The following is a 14389-nucleotide window of genomic DNA, read 5'->3' on the forward strand; positions in this document are numbered from 1 at the left end:
ATCGGCGTTTTTATTTGGTGCGGAGGGAGGTTTACTTACTACCTTGCACCGGAATAATGTTGGTTGCATGAAGACCTTTTGGGCCTTCTTCGAGTTGAAACTCAACATCTTGTCCAGCTTTCAATGTGCGATAGCCTTCCATATCAATGGTTGAGTAATGTGCAAAAATATCACCTTCGCGATCTTCTGCCTCGATAAAGCCAAAACCCTTCGAGTTATTGAACCATTTCACTTTACCGGTTGCCATACTTCTACATCCTTTATTCTGCATTTAAAATTTAGTTATTGTTAGAATGGTTGCTAACGAAAACGAGCGTGCTTAAACACTTGAAATGTCGCCTTGTTAACACCATGTTTTACTCTAGGTGAGTTCTGGTGAGAGTCAAGGCGTTTTTTGTTTGTTTTGTGACCAAATTGCAGTTTTTTTGAGGGCTTTTTCACAGAACTCACAAATTTTTAAGCCAAATATTTAAATTACTACTATATATAAGTAAAGGGTCATCATGGGCATGACAGATCGTCACCAACAAGGCAGTGAACGTGTAGCTGAAAAGCAAAAGCTACAGCCGCCGCCAATGTATAAGGTGATTTTAAACAACGATGACTACACGCCAATGGACTTTGTCATTGAAGTGTTGATTAAATTTTTTCGAATGGATCAAGAGCGTGCAACGGATACGATGCTGATGATTCATTACAAGGGGCGCGCGATTTGTGGCGTCTATTCTGCAGAAGTTGCAGAAACTAAAGTTGTGCAAGTGAACCAGTATGCAAGGGAACATGACCATCCATTGTTATGTTCTATGGAAAAAGCCTAATGCTTTGCAGCTGTAAACTGGGCCATTTAAGAGGTAGCTCATGTTAAATAAAGCGCTAGAAATAACATTGAACGATGCGTTCCGTCTGGCTCGTGATCACCGTCACGAGTTAATGACTGTTGAGCATCTCCTATTAGCTTTACTGGATAACCCTGAGGCTGCAAAAGCGCTGCGCGCATGTGGGCTCGAATTTACGCAATTAAAACAGGAACTGTTGAGCTACGTTGATCGCAGTACCCCAAGTTTTGATGATGAAAGCGCTGATACCGATACACAGCCAACCCTAGGTTTTCAACGGGTTTTACAGCGTGCAGTTTTCCATGTGCAATCGTCCGGTAACAGTGAGGTGACCGGTGCCAATGTATTGGTTGCCATTTTCGGTGAACAAGAATCACATGCGGTATATTTATTAAACAAACACGACATTACTCGGTTAGACGTAGTGCATTATCTTTCACATGGGCTGACCAAAATTGATGATGAATCGTCACAACCCGACAGCAGTGACGCGGAAACGATAGAGTCGCAAACTGAGGAACAGCAAAGCTTCTTGAAGCGCTTTTGCACCAATTTAAATGCCCGCGCACGAGAAGGTCGAATTGACCCGTTAATTGGCCGCGACAGTGAATTGGAACGCTGCATTCAAATATTATGCCGTCGGCGGAAGAATAATCCTTTATTAGTTGGTGAAGCAGGCGTGGGTAAAACAGCCATCGCTGAAGGTTTAGCCTATCGTATCGTTCATAAAGAAGTACCCGAAGTTATGGAGAATGCCATTATTTACTCTTTAGACATGGGTGGGTTATTGGCGGGGACCAAATACCGGGGGGATTTTGAGAAACGATTTAAGCAATTGCTGAAGGAATTGTCAGAGCAACCTGACGGTATTTTGTTTATTGATGAAATTCATACCATTATTGGCGCGGGTGCGGCCAGTGGTGGGGTGCTGGACGCATCAAATCTCCTTAAACCATTGTTAAGCAATGGCGACTTGAAATGCATTGGCTCTACCACGTACACCGAATTTAAGAATATTTTTGAAAAAGATCGCGCTTTAGTTCGACGCTTTCAAAAGGTTGATGTGGCTGAGCCATCGGTTGATGACACCACACGTATTCTGCAAGGCCTAAAAGACCGCTACGAAGCACACCACGGCATTCGCTACACGCAACCGGCTATTCGTGCTGCGGCTGAGTTGTCTGCGCGTTACATTAACGAACGCCATTTGCCGGACAAAGCCATTGATGTGCTGGACGAGGCGGGCGCAAGTCAGCGTTTGCTGCCGCCATCAAAGCGTAAGAAAACCATTGGTGTTCAGGACATTGAAACAATCATCGCTAAAATTGCGCGCATCCCTGAGCAGTCGGTGTCGCGCAGTGACCAGCAAATACTCAAGAACTTAGACCGTAATCTGAAGCTGGTGGTGTTTGGTCAAGATCAAGCAATCGATCAACTGACCGCTGCAATTCGTTTGTCGCGTTCAGGATTAAGCCAAGAGCATAAGCCCATTGGTTCATTTTTATTTGCAGGCCCAACGGGTGTTGGCAAAACCGAGATAACACAGCAGTTAGCGAAAGTTCTTGGTATTGAGTTTCAGCGTTTCGATATGTCTGAATACATGGAACGGCACGCTGTGAGTCGCCTGATTGGTGCGCCCCCAGGATACGTTGGATTTGAGCAAGGTGGCTTACTCACTGAAGCGATTATCAAACATCCACATTGTGTGTTGCTATTGGATGAGATAGAAAAAGCCCATAGCGATATCTATAACATTCTGTTGCAGGTGATGGATCACGGCACATTAACGGATAACAATGGACGTAAAGCTGATTTTCGTAATGTAATTTTAGTGATGACAACCAACGCGGGCGTACAGGAAACTGTGCGGCAGTCGATTGGCTTTCAGCAACAAGACCACGCGCCCGATGCAATGGTCGAAATTAACCGTACTTTCTCACCAGAGTTTCGGAATCGTTTAGACAGCATTGTTTGGTTTAATCACTTGAATCAAAACGTGATAGAACAGGTGGTTGATAAATTCATCTGTGAACTGCAAGCGCAATTGGATAAAAAGCATGTGTCACTGGAGCTTGAGCCGGCAGCAATTAGTTGGTTGGCTGCGAAGGGATATGACAAAGCCATGGGTGCACGACCAATGGCGCGGGTTATTCAAGAACACCTGAAAAAACCACTCGCCAATGAGATATTATTTGGCAAGTTAGCTCAAGGCGGTTCCGTGAACGTAAGCGTTGTAAATGATGAGTTGGCGCTGGAAGTGGAAGAGAGAGAAGTGCGCGGTTCAACAACAGGTTGAACCGCGAACTTAGTTCTGAATTAACGCGCGCGGAAGACGATTCGACCTTTCGTTAGGTCGTATGGGGTGAGCTGCACAGTTACAGTGTCACCAGTTAAAATGCGAATATAGTGCTTGCGCATTTTGCCAGAAATATGAGCGGTCACCACGTGACCGTTTTCTAGTTCAACGCGAAACATTGTGTTTGGCAGGGTATCTAAAACCGTGCCTTGCATTTCAATGCTGTCTTCTTTTGCCATTCAAGTCCTCGATAAATTTTCTGATTGTGCGAATAATTCGCAAATTTATAGTGTGCCCGACACATCAAACACATGCGCCGTGCTAAAAGTGGCCAGAATTTTAGCCGTTTTTGCAGGTAATTGCCACTGCTTATCACCTTTCGTCAGGCTTTTAGCGTTGTCGGTGTCCACAAATTCTTACGCAAAGCGCCTTCTTGCTGCTGCAAACGCCGTAAATACTCGGTACGCGGTAAATCATGTGCGCCCATGCTTACCGTATGTGAATTGCTAATTTGCGCATCGATAAGTGCTCCGCCGGCGGTAAAAAAGTGCCTGGCAAAACAAATGAGTGCGGTTTTACTGGCGTTTGTTTGTGTGTGAAACATACTTTCAGCACAGAAAATTGATCCTGCAGACACCCCATAAAGTCCGCCGACCAGCGCGTTGCCAGACCAAACTTCTACCGAGTGCGCGTGCTTGCGGTGGTGGAGGTTAAGATAAGCTTGCATCATTTCAGGATGAATCCAGATGCCGCGTCCAGCCTCACCATGCACTTTAGCGCACGCATGAATCACCCGTTCAAAGGCGTGATTAAGAGTAACGGTGAAGGGGGTGCGTTTTAAAAACCGTTGCATTGAACGGCTGACATGTAAACTTGATGGGGTGATAACGGTGCGTGGGTTAGGGCTCCACCACAGAATAGGATCTTGATCGCCATACCAAGGGAAAATGCCTTGATGGTAGGCTTCAACCAAACGTGCTACCGATAAATCACCACCAAAGGCGAGCAACCCATTGGGTTCAGCAAGAGCAAGCTCTGGTGATGGAAACTTTACCGAATCCGGATTCAGTTCGAACAGCACCAGAGCTCCTTGGGCGCGTTGGTTTACGCCTTAGTTAAACCATCAAGATAGCGTTCAGCATCAAGCGCGGCCATACAGCCTGTGCCTGCTGATGTAATCGCCTGACGGTAAATGTGGTCCATTACGTCGCCTGCAGCAAATACACCGGGTACACTGGTTGCCGTGGCATTACCATGCAAACCCGAGCTAACTACAATATAACCATCTTGCATTTCAAGTTGGTCGGCGAAAATGCCAGTATTTGGCTGATGCCCAATTGCGATAAAACAACCCATCACATCGAGTTCTGATAATGCGCCATTTTGGGTATCTTTAATACGAATGCCAGTTACTCCGGCGTCATCGCCGAGCACTTCGTCGAGTGTCTTATTTAAATGCAATGTTACGTTGCCGTTTTTCGCTTTGTCGTGCAAACGATCAACCAAAATCTTTTCAGCACGGAATGTATCACGACGGTGAATGACGTGAACCTCGCTGGCAATATTAGCAAGATAAAGAGCTTCTTCAACAGCGGTATTACCGCCACCGACAACAGCCACTTTCTGATTACGATAGAAAAAGCCATCGCAGGTTGCACAGGCCGAAACACCGCGGCCCATAAATGCTTCTTCTGAATCCAAACCTAAATATTTTGCTGACGCTCCGGTTGCAATAATCACTGAATCAGCTGTGTATTCGCCAGAATCACCAAAAAGCTTGAGCGGTTTGCTGGAAAAATCAACGCGATTAATGTGATCGAAAATCATCTCGGTGTTAAATTTTTCAGCATGCTTCTGCATGCGAACCATCAAATCAGGACCGGTTAAACCTTCAGGGTCACCTGGCCAATTTTCAACATCAGTGGTGGTGGTCAATTGACCGCCCTGTTGCATACCGGTCACCATGACAGGATTAAGGTTAGCGCGCGCAGCATAAACGGCTGCGGTATATCCGGCCGGACCTGAACCCAAGATGAGCAGACGGCAATGTTTGGCTTCAGCCATAAGTGTAATACTCCGTTGTTCTTTATTTTTACGCTAGCTTAGATTGACTATGGGGGTGATTGTATGGATTACAAGCCCTTGAAACAAGAGACCCGCAGAGGAAATCCTCCACGGGTCTTGTCAATAAATCAATCCGGCTTACGATTGCGCAAGCTGATTAGGCTTTGATAGCTTGCATTGGGTCAATATAGTCAAGCCCAAGCTGCGCGCCTAAATCGTCATGAATTGCTTTATAGGTAATTTTACCTTTATGCATGTTCAAGCCGTTTAACAGGTGCGGGTCATCTGCCATCGCTTTTAATCCTTTGTTTGCTAACGCAAGACCAAATGGCAACGTGGCGTTATTAAGCGCAATGGTGGAGGTACGTGCAACACCACCTGGCATGTTCGCAACACAGTAGTGAATAACATCTTCAACAACGTAGGTTGGATCTTGATGGGTGGTTGCTTTTGAGGTTTCAAAACAACCGCCTTGGTCGATAGCTACGTCAACCACAACAGAACCCGGCTTCATGTTTTGCAAATGTTCACGGGTCAGTAATTTTGGTGCTGCTGCGCCAGGGATAAGTACGGCACCGATAACCAGGTCAGCTTCACGCGAGAACACATCAATGGCATCAACGGTGGAGTAAATGGTTTTTACGCGGCCTGCAAAGATGTCATCCAATTGGCGCAAACGCGGCAGTGAACGGTCTAAAATTGTTACGTCAGCACCCATACCCACAGCCATTTTAGCCGCTTGCGTACCTACAACACCGCCGCCAATAACTAAAACTTTAGCAGGCGCTACGCCAGGTACACCACCAAGCAAAGTACCGCTGCCGCCATTGGCTTTTTCTAAATGATGCGCGCCGGCTTGAATGGACATACGCCCAGCAACTTCACTCATAGGTGCTAAGAGTGGCAAGCCGCCGTTACGGTCAGTTACCGTTTCATAGGCAATTGCAGTTACGCCAGCTTTAGCGAGTAACTCGGTTTGCACTGGATCTGGTGCTAAATGCAGGTAGGTATAAAGAATTTGACCTTCGCGCAATTGCTCACACTCATGCGGTTGCGGTTCTTTTACCTTGATGATCATTTCTGCCTTAGCAAAAATCTCTTTAGCGTCAGCAATGATGGTTGCGCCAGCTTGCTCATAATCTTCATTGGTGAAGCCGATAGCCAGGCCGCCATTTTGTTCAATCATGACTTGGTGACTGTGTGCAACGTATTCGCGAACCGCGGCAGGGGTTAGGCCGATGCGATACTCGTGGTTTTTAATTTCTTTAGGTACACCAATCAGCATGGTTGTGCTTCTCCAATTTTACAAAGGTCATAAATGATATCGTGCCAGCAAGACACGATAAGTTAACGGCGGCAATTATAGATGATAAGCTAGGTGTGTTTCGTACTTTTTTTATATCAATTTATAGTCTATAAATAGGTCATGAGGCCTCGCAATAGAGAAAAACAATGTTTAATGCCGAAGAACCCGTAGAAATAACTATTGACAGATTAGACCGGAAGATCTTACGGATTTTGCAGGATGATGGGCGTATCAGTAACGTCAATTTGGCGCAGCGCGTAGGCTTAAGTCCAACGGCTTGCAATGAACGTGTGCGTAAGCTCGAACGTGAGGGGGTGATTGACAGTTACCATGCACGAATTAACCCTGCCAAACTCGGTGCGAATTTGATGGTGTTTGTTGAAATCACACTGACCCGAACCTCATCGGACGCATTTGCTGAGTTTAGTGAAGCAGTGCGGCGGACACCGGCAATTCTTGAGTGCCACTTAGTGGCAGGTGATTTTGACTTTCTCATTAAAGCGCGGGTGCCGGATATGCCTGCCTATCGAAAACTGCTGGGCGAAACAATTCTAACCATGCCGGGCGTGAACGAGTCGCGCACATATGTGGTGATGGAAGAGGTAAAAGATGATAATAAGGTTCTCATTAAAGGTTAAGAAAAGGTGGTATAAATAGCTGAATAACCCTGCTAACCACGTTACAATGCTTAGTACTAACAAAAACAACTATCGCAACATCAGAACATTAGGGAATACGCAACCATATGGTCATTCAATCACCAAGCTGGAGAAGCGCATGAGCGGAGTCCAACGGGTACTCGAAGTTGGCCTGATTCTATGTGGCGCGTTTGCAATTTTTCTATTTTTAGCGCTGGCTAGCTTTAATCCAGCTGATCCAAGTTGGTCGCAAACGGCCTACGAAGGCACCATTCATAACGCTGCGGGCTCAATTGGCGCGTGGTTTGCTGACGCGTTGCTGTTTGCGTTTGGTTTTGTTGCGTACTTAATTCCTTTTGGTCTCGCCGCCTTGGGTTACATGATGTTTCGCCAGCCGCATCGGTTGCTGGAACTTGACTATTTAGCGGTGGGGCTGCGCCTTATTGGCTTGGTACTAACTCTGGTTGGCAGTTCGGCGCTGGCCTCGCTAAATTTCAATGACATTTATTCATTCTCTGCTGGTGGCGTGGTTGGCGATGTAATTAGTACGTCGTTGCTGCCTTACTTTAATGTCATTGGAACAACCTTATTATTACTGACGTTTTTGTGCACCGGGTTAACCTTAGTTACTGGCATTTCCTGGATTTGGCTAGCCGATAAACTTGGCGAAGTAACCATTGCCGGCACGCTAGGCCTGATTCAACTAACCAAACGTTTGGCAAGCCGCATTAAGTCGTACAACAGCTCGCGCGAACGGACACACTCGCCAGATATTAAAGCGCAAAAGCCAGCAGCACTGTCACCTAGCCAGAAAACTTTGCCAGCGACTACCATTCGGCAAGAGCCTGAGCTGGATTTAGATTTGTCTATTAATGCACTGGACGATGATGACCCAGAGTTTTTTGTCGACAATGCGCCTGCGCCAAAGACCAAGGGCAAAAATGAAGAGCGCTTCGCGCCAAAACCAGCTGCGGCTAAAAAGCCTAGTGCTGATGTTAAAGATGATGACGACGAAGATACTGATGGACCGATCAAATTATCAGTTGACCCATTACCGTCAATTGAGCTGTTAGATCGTCCAAATAAAACTGGTAATCCGCTGACACCGGAAGAACTTGCGCAAATCAGTGAAACCGTTGAGGCCGTCTTGCAAGACTTTGGCGTTGAAGTGAAGGTTGCCAACGTTCAGCCGGGCCCCGTTATTACCCGCTTTGAGCTTGATTTAGCGCCGGGTGTAAAGGTTTCTAAGATTTCGAACTTAGACAAAGACATCGCGCGCTCGCTGAGTGCAATCTCGGTACGCGTGGTTGAAGTTATTCCAGGTAAGTCGTACGTGGGCCTTGAGCTGCCGAATAAATCCCGTGAAACCGTGTTTTTCAGTGAGGTCATTGCCTGTGACGTGTTCCAGCAAAGCCAATCACCATTAACGATGGTACTAGGGAAGGGCATTTCTGGTGCGCCGGTAGTGGTCGACTTAGCTAAAATGCCGCACTTACTGGTGGCGGGTACCACAGGTTCAGGTAAATCAGTGGGCGTGAACGTGATGATTTTGAGCTTACTCTATAAGAGCTCACCTGAAGATGTTCGCCTTATCATGATTGACCCTAAGATGCTTGAGCTGTCTGTTTATGAGGGTATTCCGCACCTATTAACCGAAGTAGTCACCGATATGAAGGACGCGGCCAATGCATTGCGTTGGTGTGTTGGCGAAATGGAACGTCGCTATAAACTCATGTCTGCGCTTGGGGTTCGTAATCTAAAAGGCTACAACCAGAAAGTTATGGACGCCAAAGAAGCGGGTGAGCCGCTGCGCGACCCAATCTGGAAGCCGGGTGATTCCATGGACGAGTTACCCCCGTACTTAGAGAAACTACCGAGCATTGTCGTTGTTATCGACGAGTTTGCTGACATGATGATGATTGTCGGCAAAAAAGTAGAAGAACTGATAGCACGTATCGCTCAGAAGGCACGGGCAGCTGGTATTCATTTAATTTTGGCTACGCAGCGGCCTTCAGTTGACGTGATTACAGGGTTAATCAAAGCCAACATTCCAACGCGTATCGCGTTTCAGGTGCAATCAAAAATTGATTCACGCACCATCTTAGATCAGCCGGGCGCTGACCAGTTATTAGGGCAGGGTGATATGCTGTACTTACCGCCGGGAAGCGGTGTGCCCACGCGTGTGCACGGCGCTTTTGTCGATGATCACGAAGTGCATGCGGTGGTTGCAGACTGGAAGAAACGTGGTAAGCCAAATTACTTAGAAGAAATTCTTAAAGGCGGGGTGGACGAAGACAGTTTACTGCCGGGCGAGCAACTTGATTTGGGCGACGAAGAAAGCGATCCATTGTACGACGAGGCCGTTGCCTTTATTACCGAAGCGCGTCGCGTTTCAGTCTCCAGTGTACAACGCAAATTTAGAATTGGTTACAACCGTGCAGCACGCATTGTGGAACAAATGGAAGCCAGTGGTGTCGTTAGTAGTGCCGGTAATAACGGTCAACGCGAAGTACTCGCGCCGCGTCCACCGCGCGATTAATTTGAAGTTAATGGAATACACAACATGAACGCATTGAAATTGTTAGCAGCTGTTGGCGTTACTGTAACAACGCTAGTTACGGCAACTTGGTTCCCGGCCGAAGCCGGTGAAGCCGATCGCCAGACGCTATTGCAACGTCTTGAAGGCTTAACCACCCTAGAAGCTGATTTTAGTCAGCAGGTGACGGATATAAATGGCGAATTAGTGCAGCAGTTGCATGGGCGCATGGCGATTGCTCGCCCCAATTTACTGTATTGGCAAACTGACGCACCCGACGAAACCTTGATGGTCGCCGATGGCCAAAGCTTATGGTATTACAATCCATTTGTGGAGCAAGTTACGGTATACAACCAGTCTGATGCAGTGGCGCAGAGCCCCTTGCTGCTGCTACTGGATGGTGATAGCCAAGCTTGGCGCGATTACGACGTAAAGAGCGAAGCTAACAGCTTTTCGCTGCAGCCTAAAGCAGGCGCAGCCAGCGCACAGAGTTTGCAATTGGTGTTTGCCGAACAGGGCGCACCGGCTCAGCTACAGCGTATTATTCTTGATGATGGACAAGGCCAGATCAGCACCATCGAGTTAGAGCAGGTTCATCTTAATAAAGCACTTGACGGTAAGCTCTTTAAATTCGACATGCCGGAAGGGATTGATCTGGATGACCAACGCTAACGGCGAATTTGAGCTGGAGCCTGATTTTAGGCCGTTGGCTGCACGCATGCGGCCGACAGCATTAAGCAAATATATTGGGCAACAACATATTTTGGCCCCTGGCAAACCGCTGTATGAAGCGATTAGCCGGGGGCTTTTGCATTCAATGATTCTCTGGGGGCCGCCAGGAACAGGCAAGACCACGCTAGCAGAATTAGTGGCCATGAGCGGGTCTGCAGTACTTGATCGAATTAGTGCTGTTACGGCAGGCGTTAAAGACATTCGTGCGGCGATAGAAGCAGCGAAACAGCGTGCGGCAAGCCATCAACAGCGCACAGTGTTGTTTGTTGATGAGGTGCATCGGTTTAACAAAAGTCAACAAGATGCGTTTCTTCCGCATATTGAAAACGGCACCATCATTTTTGTTGGCGCAACCACGGAAAATCCAGCGTTTGAGCTAAATAACGCTTTGCTGTCTCGTACCCGCGTTTATCGTTTGCAGTTGCTTGCCGATACCGAAATTGAACAAGTTTTATCGCAAGCGTTAACTGATCAGGAACGTGGGTTGGGCAAGCGCCCATTGCAGCTCAGTGAAAACGCCCGCAATTTTCTGATTCATGCGGCAGCAGGTGATGCGAGGCGTGTTCTGAACTTTTTAGAAATTTGCGCGGATGCCGCCACAGATAACGTGATTTCATTAGAACTGGCACAAGCAGCCGTTGGTTCAAGGCAGGCGCTGTTTGATAAGCAGGGCGATGCCTATTACGAACTGCTGTCGGCGTTGCATAAGTCGGTGCGAGGGTCGTCTCCCGATGGAGCACTATATTGGTATGCGCGCATTCTGCATGGCGGTGGTGACCCGTTGATTGTGGCGCGTCGCGTACTTGCTATTGCTTCGGAAGACATCGGCAATGCGGATCCTAGAGCGATGCAATTAGCGCTCAATGCATGGGACACCTTTACGCGGGTAGGGCCAGCCGAAGGCGAGCGGGCGATTGCGCAGGCCATTATATTTTGTGCAATGGCGCCGAAAAGCAACGCGGTTTATCAAGCGTTTAATCAAGCGAAGCGCCTCGCAGAAGATTATCCAGATTTACCAGTACCGAAACACTTAACCAATGCCCCAACCGCGCTACATAAAGCGGACGGCTATGGTAAGGACTATCGCTATGCCCACGATTACCCAGGCGCTTTTGTGGCGGGCGAGCGCTATTTACCAAGTGCGATTGCAGATACGCAGCTCTATGTTCCAACTGAGCGCGGGTTAGAAAAACAACTGCACGAGAAATTAAAGTGGATGCAGCAACAGCATCAAAACAGCGATTGGCAGCGAGGCGAGGATGACTAACTTATTCTGGGTGGCTACAGGTGGAGCCATTGGCGCCATGGCACGTTACGGCATGGGAATGTGGTTAATTAATCTCAGCAAAATATTTCCTTTCGCGACGCTAATCGTTAACATAACGGGCTCATTTTTGTTGGCTTTGTTATTTGCTACCCAATACCAACAAGCAGAGCCAAACCAACAACTTTGGCTCTTTTTAGGTGTTGGTGTTTTGGGGGCTTTTACAACCTTTTCAACCTTTTCGCTGGACGTGGTATTGCTCGCACAGCAAGGGGATTATATAAAAGCACTGCTCTATGCGTGCTTAAACGCTTTCGGATGTATTGCTGCGGTGCTGTTGGCGCTGTGGCTGAAGTCATAAATTTAATCGATTGGGAAACTCATGTTAGACGCTAAGTTATTTCGTAGTGAACTCGCTGAAACGGCAGAGCGCCTCAAAACCACACGTGGTTTTGAATTGGATGTATCACGCTTAGAAACCTTAGAGCAGCAGCGTAAAGATTTGCAAGTTCATACTGAAACCTTGCAGGCTGAACGCAATTCCCGTTCGAAATCAATTGGTCAAGCGAAAGCAAAAGGCGAAGATATCGCACCATTGTTGGCTGCCGTTGATGATTTAGGCGCCCAGCTCGACTCAGCCAAAGCAGAGTTGGCGACGGTGCAGGATGCGCTGCAACAGATCATCGCCGGTGTGCCTAACCTTCCTGATGCTTCAGTGCCTTTGGGCCCAAATGAAGACCATAATCAAGAAGTTAGCCGCTGGGGCGAGCCACGGCGTTTTGATTTTGCGCCGAGCGACCATGTTGATGTGGCAAGTGCCATCAATGACGGTATGAACTTCGAGCTGGGTTCGAAATTGGCGGGGGCGCGCTTTGTTGTTTTACAAGGTCAAATAGCGCGGCTACACCGTGCGTTAACCCAGTTTATGCTTGATTTACATACCACGGAGCACGGGTATCAAGAAACTTATGTACCTTATTTGGTGAATCACGACACCTTATTCGGAACAGGGCAGTTACCTAAGTTCGGTGAGGACTTGTTTCACGTGCAGGGCGCAACTGAAAATCAGGTGGCGCTGTCGTTAATTCCAACAGCAGAAGTGCCATTAACCAACCTCTGGCGCGACGAAATTGCTGACGAAGACCAGCTGCCCCTGCAATATGCGGCGCACACCCCATGTTTTCGCAGTGAAGCGGGCTCGCACGGTCGTGATACCCGCGGTTTAATTCGTCAGCATCAGTTCGATAAAGTGGAACTGGTGTGGTTGGTGAAGCCGGAAGACTCTATGGATGCGTTGGAAAAGCTGACAGGGCATGCTGAAAAAGTACTGCAGTTATTGGAGCTACCTTACCGAAAAGTGCTGTTATGTACTGGTGATATGGGCTTTGGTGCTGCGAGAACCTATGATTTGGAAGTGTGGTTGCCAACCCAAGAAAAATATCGTGAAATCAGCTCTTGCTCAAATATGCTGGATTTCCAGGCACGTCGCATGCAGGCACGTTTCCGTCGTAAAGGTGCGAACAAGCCAGAACTTATGCATACGTTGAACGGTTCCGGTTTAGCAGTGGGGCGTACCTTGGTTGCGTTATTAGAAAATAATCAACAAGAAGATGGCTCTGTGACCGTGCCTGTGGCTTTGCAGCCATATATGGGTGGGGTTACTCGAATCGCAGCGGAATAACGTCGCTGCGAGCTTTCGGGGCTGCCTAAATGCATTTGGCGGGCTTAGGCAGGCCCGCTATACGTGTCGCTTGCTTGGCTGGGCCTTTAGGGAACAATTTGTACAAGTAAATGCTGTTGGCTTTATCCGGCCCTAAGCTTTTACCAATGGCTTTTACTAATACCCGCATGGCTGGGCTGGTATCGTAAGTTTGATAGAACTCGCGGACAAAATTAACCACTTCCCAATGCGCAGCTGTCAGCTCAATGTTTTCCAAGCTCGCGATATACTCCGCAAGCTCCGGTGACCACTCATCGAAATTAGCCAGATATTCGTGCTTGTCGGTTTCATATTCCCGCCCATTAAACTTAAACATCGCTGGTTTCATCCCAAACGATGTAACTACTGGCCTCAAGCGTCATTTCAACCCAGCGCGCAGTGCCGAGTTGAATGATCGTAGCAGGTAATTCTTCGATATCGAGTAATTTGAGTTCTGCATGCAGGGCATAAGGGGTAACTGGCAGTTGTTCAACCAGCTCTGGCTTAGCAACAACATCCAACAATGCCTGCTCGCTTAAGATTAATGTCGTGTTTGGCACTAGCCACCGTTGCAACCAATCTTGGTTCGGCCATGTTCGAACGAGTATAACGGGGGCTGCTTGGGTATCTGGTGCAGTGAAATCAATCATATTAGCCGCTTAGTAGGTAAGTACTTTGGTTAGTTTAGCGAGTGCAACGTGCCATTCATCTGTGTCCAGTACCTTGATGGCACCAATAAAATCATCTTCTGACAAGCCGCGCGCTGCCAATTCATCTTCATGAACCCAAGGTGCAGGGCACTCGAATAGCTCCAACATGGCATAGCGCTTGTGTAATGAACGATTATTTTGCTGGCTATCACCGTCATGCAGCCATAAATCAATGCCATGACCGGTAAGTATGAGTTGCGGGTTTAAATCCATGCTGGCAAGCGCCAAAAGCATATCCTGCCCCTGCCAGGCTGTTTGGCTATCACTTGCTTGGGTTTGAATTACAGCGAGTGTCATGATGGTTAGGG

The 14389-nt window shown here is 47.7% G+C and carries 16 protein-coding genes; 8 read left to right on the forward strand and 8 right to left on the reverse strand.

Annotated elements, in window-relative coordinates:
* Positions 1-31: 31 nt before the first annotated feature.
* Positions 32-247: a cold shock domain-containing protein CspD gene (gene cspD / locus EGC76_RS02715; RefSeq protein WP_092854897.1), complete on the reverse strand. Its 216-nt coding sequence runs from the start codon at positions 245-247 to the stop codon at positions 32-34.
* A gap of 262 nt (positions 248-509) precedes the next feature.
* Between cspD and clpS the strand changes: the two genes are divergently transcribed.
* Together clpS and clpA are read left to right on the forward strand one after the other, a co-directional pair.
* The gene (gene clpS, locus EGC76_RS02720; RefSeq protein ID WP_128351488.1) at positions 510-818 is read left to right on the forward strand and encodes an ATP-dependent Clp protease adapter ClpS; all 309 of its coding nucleotides are present in this window, start codon (positions 510-512) and stop codon (positions 816-818) included.
* A gap of 40 nt (positions 819-858) precedes the next feature.
* On the forward strand, positions 859-3132 hold the full coding sequence (gene clpA / locus EGC76_RS02725) for an ATP-dependent Clp protease ATP-binding subunit ClpA (RefSeq protein ID WP_128351489.1): 2274 nt from the start codon (positions 859-861) through the stop codon (positions 3130-3132).
* Positions 3133-3152: 20 nt separating this feature from the next.
* Here the strand turns inward: clpA and infA are convergent, their stop codons facing one another.
* From infA to ald, 4 genes are all read right to left on the reverse strand, one after another.
* Positions 3153-3371 carry a translation initiation factor IF-1 gene (infA, locus tag EGC76_RS02730; RefSeq protein ID WP_008489926.1) on the reverse strand — a complete coding sequence of 73 codons (219 nt, stop codon included), beginning with the start codon at positions 3369-3371 and terminating at the stop codon, positions 3153-3155.
* Between the two features lie 143 nt (positions 3372-3514).
* Positions 3515-4213 carry a leucyl/phenylalanyl-tRNA--protein transferase gene (aat, locus tag EGC76_RS02735; protein WP_246013880.1) on the reverse strand — a complete coding sequence of 233 codons (699 nt, stop codon included), beginning with the start codon at positions 4211-4213 and terminating at the stop codon, positions 3515-3517.
* Between the two features lie 23 nt (positions 4214-4236).
* Complete coding sequence (trxB, locus tag EGC76_RS02740; RefSeq protein WP_128351491.1) at positions 4237-5196, reverse strand: thioredoxin-disulfide reductase; 960 nt, start codon at positions 5194-5196, stop codon at positions 4237-4239.
* 157 nt (positions 5197-5353) lie between these two features.
* Positions 5354-6481, reverse strand: coding sequence for an alanine dehydrogenase (gene ald, locus EGC76_RS02745; protein ID WP_128351492.1), 1128 nt, complete (start codon positions 6479-6481; stop codon positions 5354-5356).
* A 167-nt stretch (positions 6482-6648) separates the two neighbouring features.
* Between ald and lrp the strand changes: the two genes are divergently transcribed.
* The 6 genes from lrp (at position 6649) to serS (ending at position 13353) form a co-directional block, all read left to right on the forward strand.
* Positions 6649-7140, forward strand: coding sequence for a leucine-responsive transcriptional regulator Lrp (lrp, locus tag EGC76_RS02750; protein ID WP_128351493.1), 492 nt, complete (start codon positions 6649-6651; stop codon positions 7138-7140).
* Positions 7141-7279: 139 nt separating this feature from the next.
* The gene (locus EGC76_RS02755; RefSeq protein ID WP_128351494.1) at positions 7280-9679 is read left to right on the forward strand and encodes a DNA translocase FtsK; all 2400 of its coding nucleotides are present in this window, start codon (positions 7280-7282) and stop codon (positions 9677-9679) included.
* 24 nt (positions 9680-9703) lie between these two features.
* Complete coding sequence (lolA, locus tag EGC76_RS02760; protein WP_128351495.1) at positions 9704-10348, forward strand: outer membrane lipoprotein periplasmic chaperone LolA; 645 nt, start codon at positions 9704-9706, stop codon at positions 10346-10348.
* Positions 10335-11675, forward strand: coding sequence for a replication-associated recombination protein A (locus EGC76_RS02765; RefSeq protein ID WP_128351496.1), 1341 nt, complete (start codon positions 10335-10337; stop codon positions 11673-11675). Before lolA ends, EGC76_RS02765 begins: the two co-directional genes overlap by 14 nt.
* Positions 11668-12033: a fluoride efflux transporter CrcB gene (gene crcB, locus EGC76_RS02770; RefSeq protein ID WP_128351497.1), complete on the forward strand. Its 366-nt coding sequence runs from the start codon at positions 11668-11670 to the stop codon at positions 12031-12033. Before EGC76_RS02765 ends, crcB begins: the two co-directional genes overlap by 8 nt.
* Before the next feature lie 21 nt (positions 12034-12054).
* On the forward strand, positions 12055-13353 hold the full coding sequence (gene serS / locus EGC76_RS02775; protein WP_128351498.1) for a serine--tRNA ligase: 1299 nt from the start codon (positions 12055-12057) through the stop codon (positions 13351-13353).
* Between the two features lie 25 nt (positions 13354-13378).
* Here the strand turns inward: serS and EGC76_RS02780 are convergent, their stop codons facing one another.
* From EGC76_RS02780 to EGC76_RS02790, 3 genes are read right to left on the reverse strand one after another with little or no spacing between them, the layout of a single operon-like run.
* Positions 13379-13708 (reverse strand): TusE/DsrC/DsvC family sulfur relay protein, encoded by a 330-nt coding sequence (locus tag EGC76_RS02780; protein WP_128351499.1) that lies wholly within the window; start codon positions 13706-13708, stop codon positions 13379-13381.
* On the reverse strand, positions 13701-14021 hold the full coding sequence (locus EGC76_RS02785; RefSeq protein WP_128351500.1) for a hypothetical protein: 321 nt from the start codon (positions 14019-14021) through the stop codon (positions 13701-13703). The genes EGC76_RS02780 and EGC76_RS02785 overlap by 8 nt, the downstream gene beginning before the upstream one ends.
* 9 nt (positions 14022-14030) lie before the next feature.
* Positions 14031-14378 (reverse strand): DsrE family protein, encoded by a 348-nt coding sequence (locus EGC76_RS02790; protein WP_128351501.1) that lies wholly within the window; start codon positions 14376-14378, stop codon positions 14031-14033.
* Positions 14379-14389 lie beyond the last annotated feature (11 nt).

Origin of the sequence: Pseudidiomarina gelatinasegens (assembly GCF_004025325.1) — a bacterium.
GTDB lineage: Bacteria > Pseudomonadota > Gammaproteobacteria > Enterobacterales > Alteromonadaceae > Pseudidiomarina > Pseudidiomarina gelatinasegens.

Excerpts from the sequence above, each read along its gene's own strand:
- serS (WP_128351498.1), top strand. The coding sequence starts at position 12,055 with ATGTTAGACGCTAAGTTATTTCGTAGTGAACTCGCTGAAACGGCAGAG.
- clpA (WP_128351489.1), top strand. The coding sequence starts at position 859 with ATGTTAAATAAAGCGCTAGAAATAACATTGAACGATGCGTTCCGTCTG.
- cspD (WP_092854897.1), bottom strand. The coding sequence starts at position 247 with ATGGCAACCGGTAAAGTGAAATGGTTCAATAACTCGAAGGGTTTTGGC.
- crcB (WP_128351497.1), top strand. The coding sequence starts at position 11,668 with ATGACTAACTTATTCTGGGTGGCTACAGGTGGAGCCATTGGCGCCATG.
- EGC76_RS02785 (WP_128351500.1), bottom strand. The coding sequence starts at position 14,021 with ATGATTGATTTCACTGCACCAGATACCCAAGCAGCCCCCGTTATACTC.
- EGC76_RS02780 (WP_128351499.1), bottom strand. The coding sequence starts at position 13,708 with ATGTTTAAGTTTAATGGGCGGGAATATGAAACCGACAAGCACGAATAT.
- infA (WP_008489926.1), bottom strand. The coding sequence starts at position 3,371 with ATGGCAAAAGAAGACAGCATTGAAATGCAAGGCACGGTTTTAGATACC.
- lolA (WP_128351495.1), top strand. The coding sequence starts at position 9,704 with ATGAACGCATTGAAATTGTTAGCAGCTGTTGGCGTTACTGTAACAACG.
- lrp (WP_128351493.1), top strand. The coding sequence starts at position 6,649 with ATGTTTAATGCCGAAGAACCCGTAGAAATAACTATTGACAGATTAGAC.
- ald (WP_128351492.1), bottom strand. The coding sequence starts at position 6,481 with ATGCTGATTGGTGTACCTAAAGAAATTAAAAACCACGAGTATCGCATC.
- trxB (WP_128351491.1), bottom strand. The coding sequence starts at position 5,196 with ATGGCTGAAGCCAAACATTGCCGTCTGCTCATCTTGGGTTCAGGTCCG.
- EGC76_RS02765 (WP_128351496.1), top strand. The coding sequence starts at position 10,335 with ATGACCAACGCTAACGGCGAATTTGAGCTGGAGCCTGATTTTAGGCCG.
- clpS (WP_128351488.1), top strand. The coding sequence starts at position 510 with ATGACAGATCGTCACCAACAAGGCAGTGAACGTGTAGCTGAAAAGCAA.
- EGC76_RS02790 (WP_128351501.1), bottom strand. The coding sequence starts at position 14,378 with ATGACACTCGCTGTAATTCAAACCCAAGCAAGTGATAGCCAAACAGCC.
- EGC76_RS02755 (WP_128351494.1), top strand. The coding sequence starts at position 7,280 with ATGAGCGGAGTCCAACGGGTACTCGAAGTTGGCCTGATTCTATGTGGC.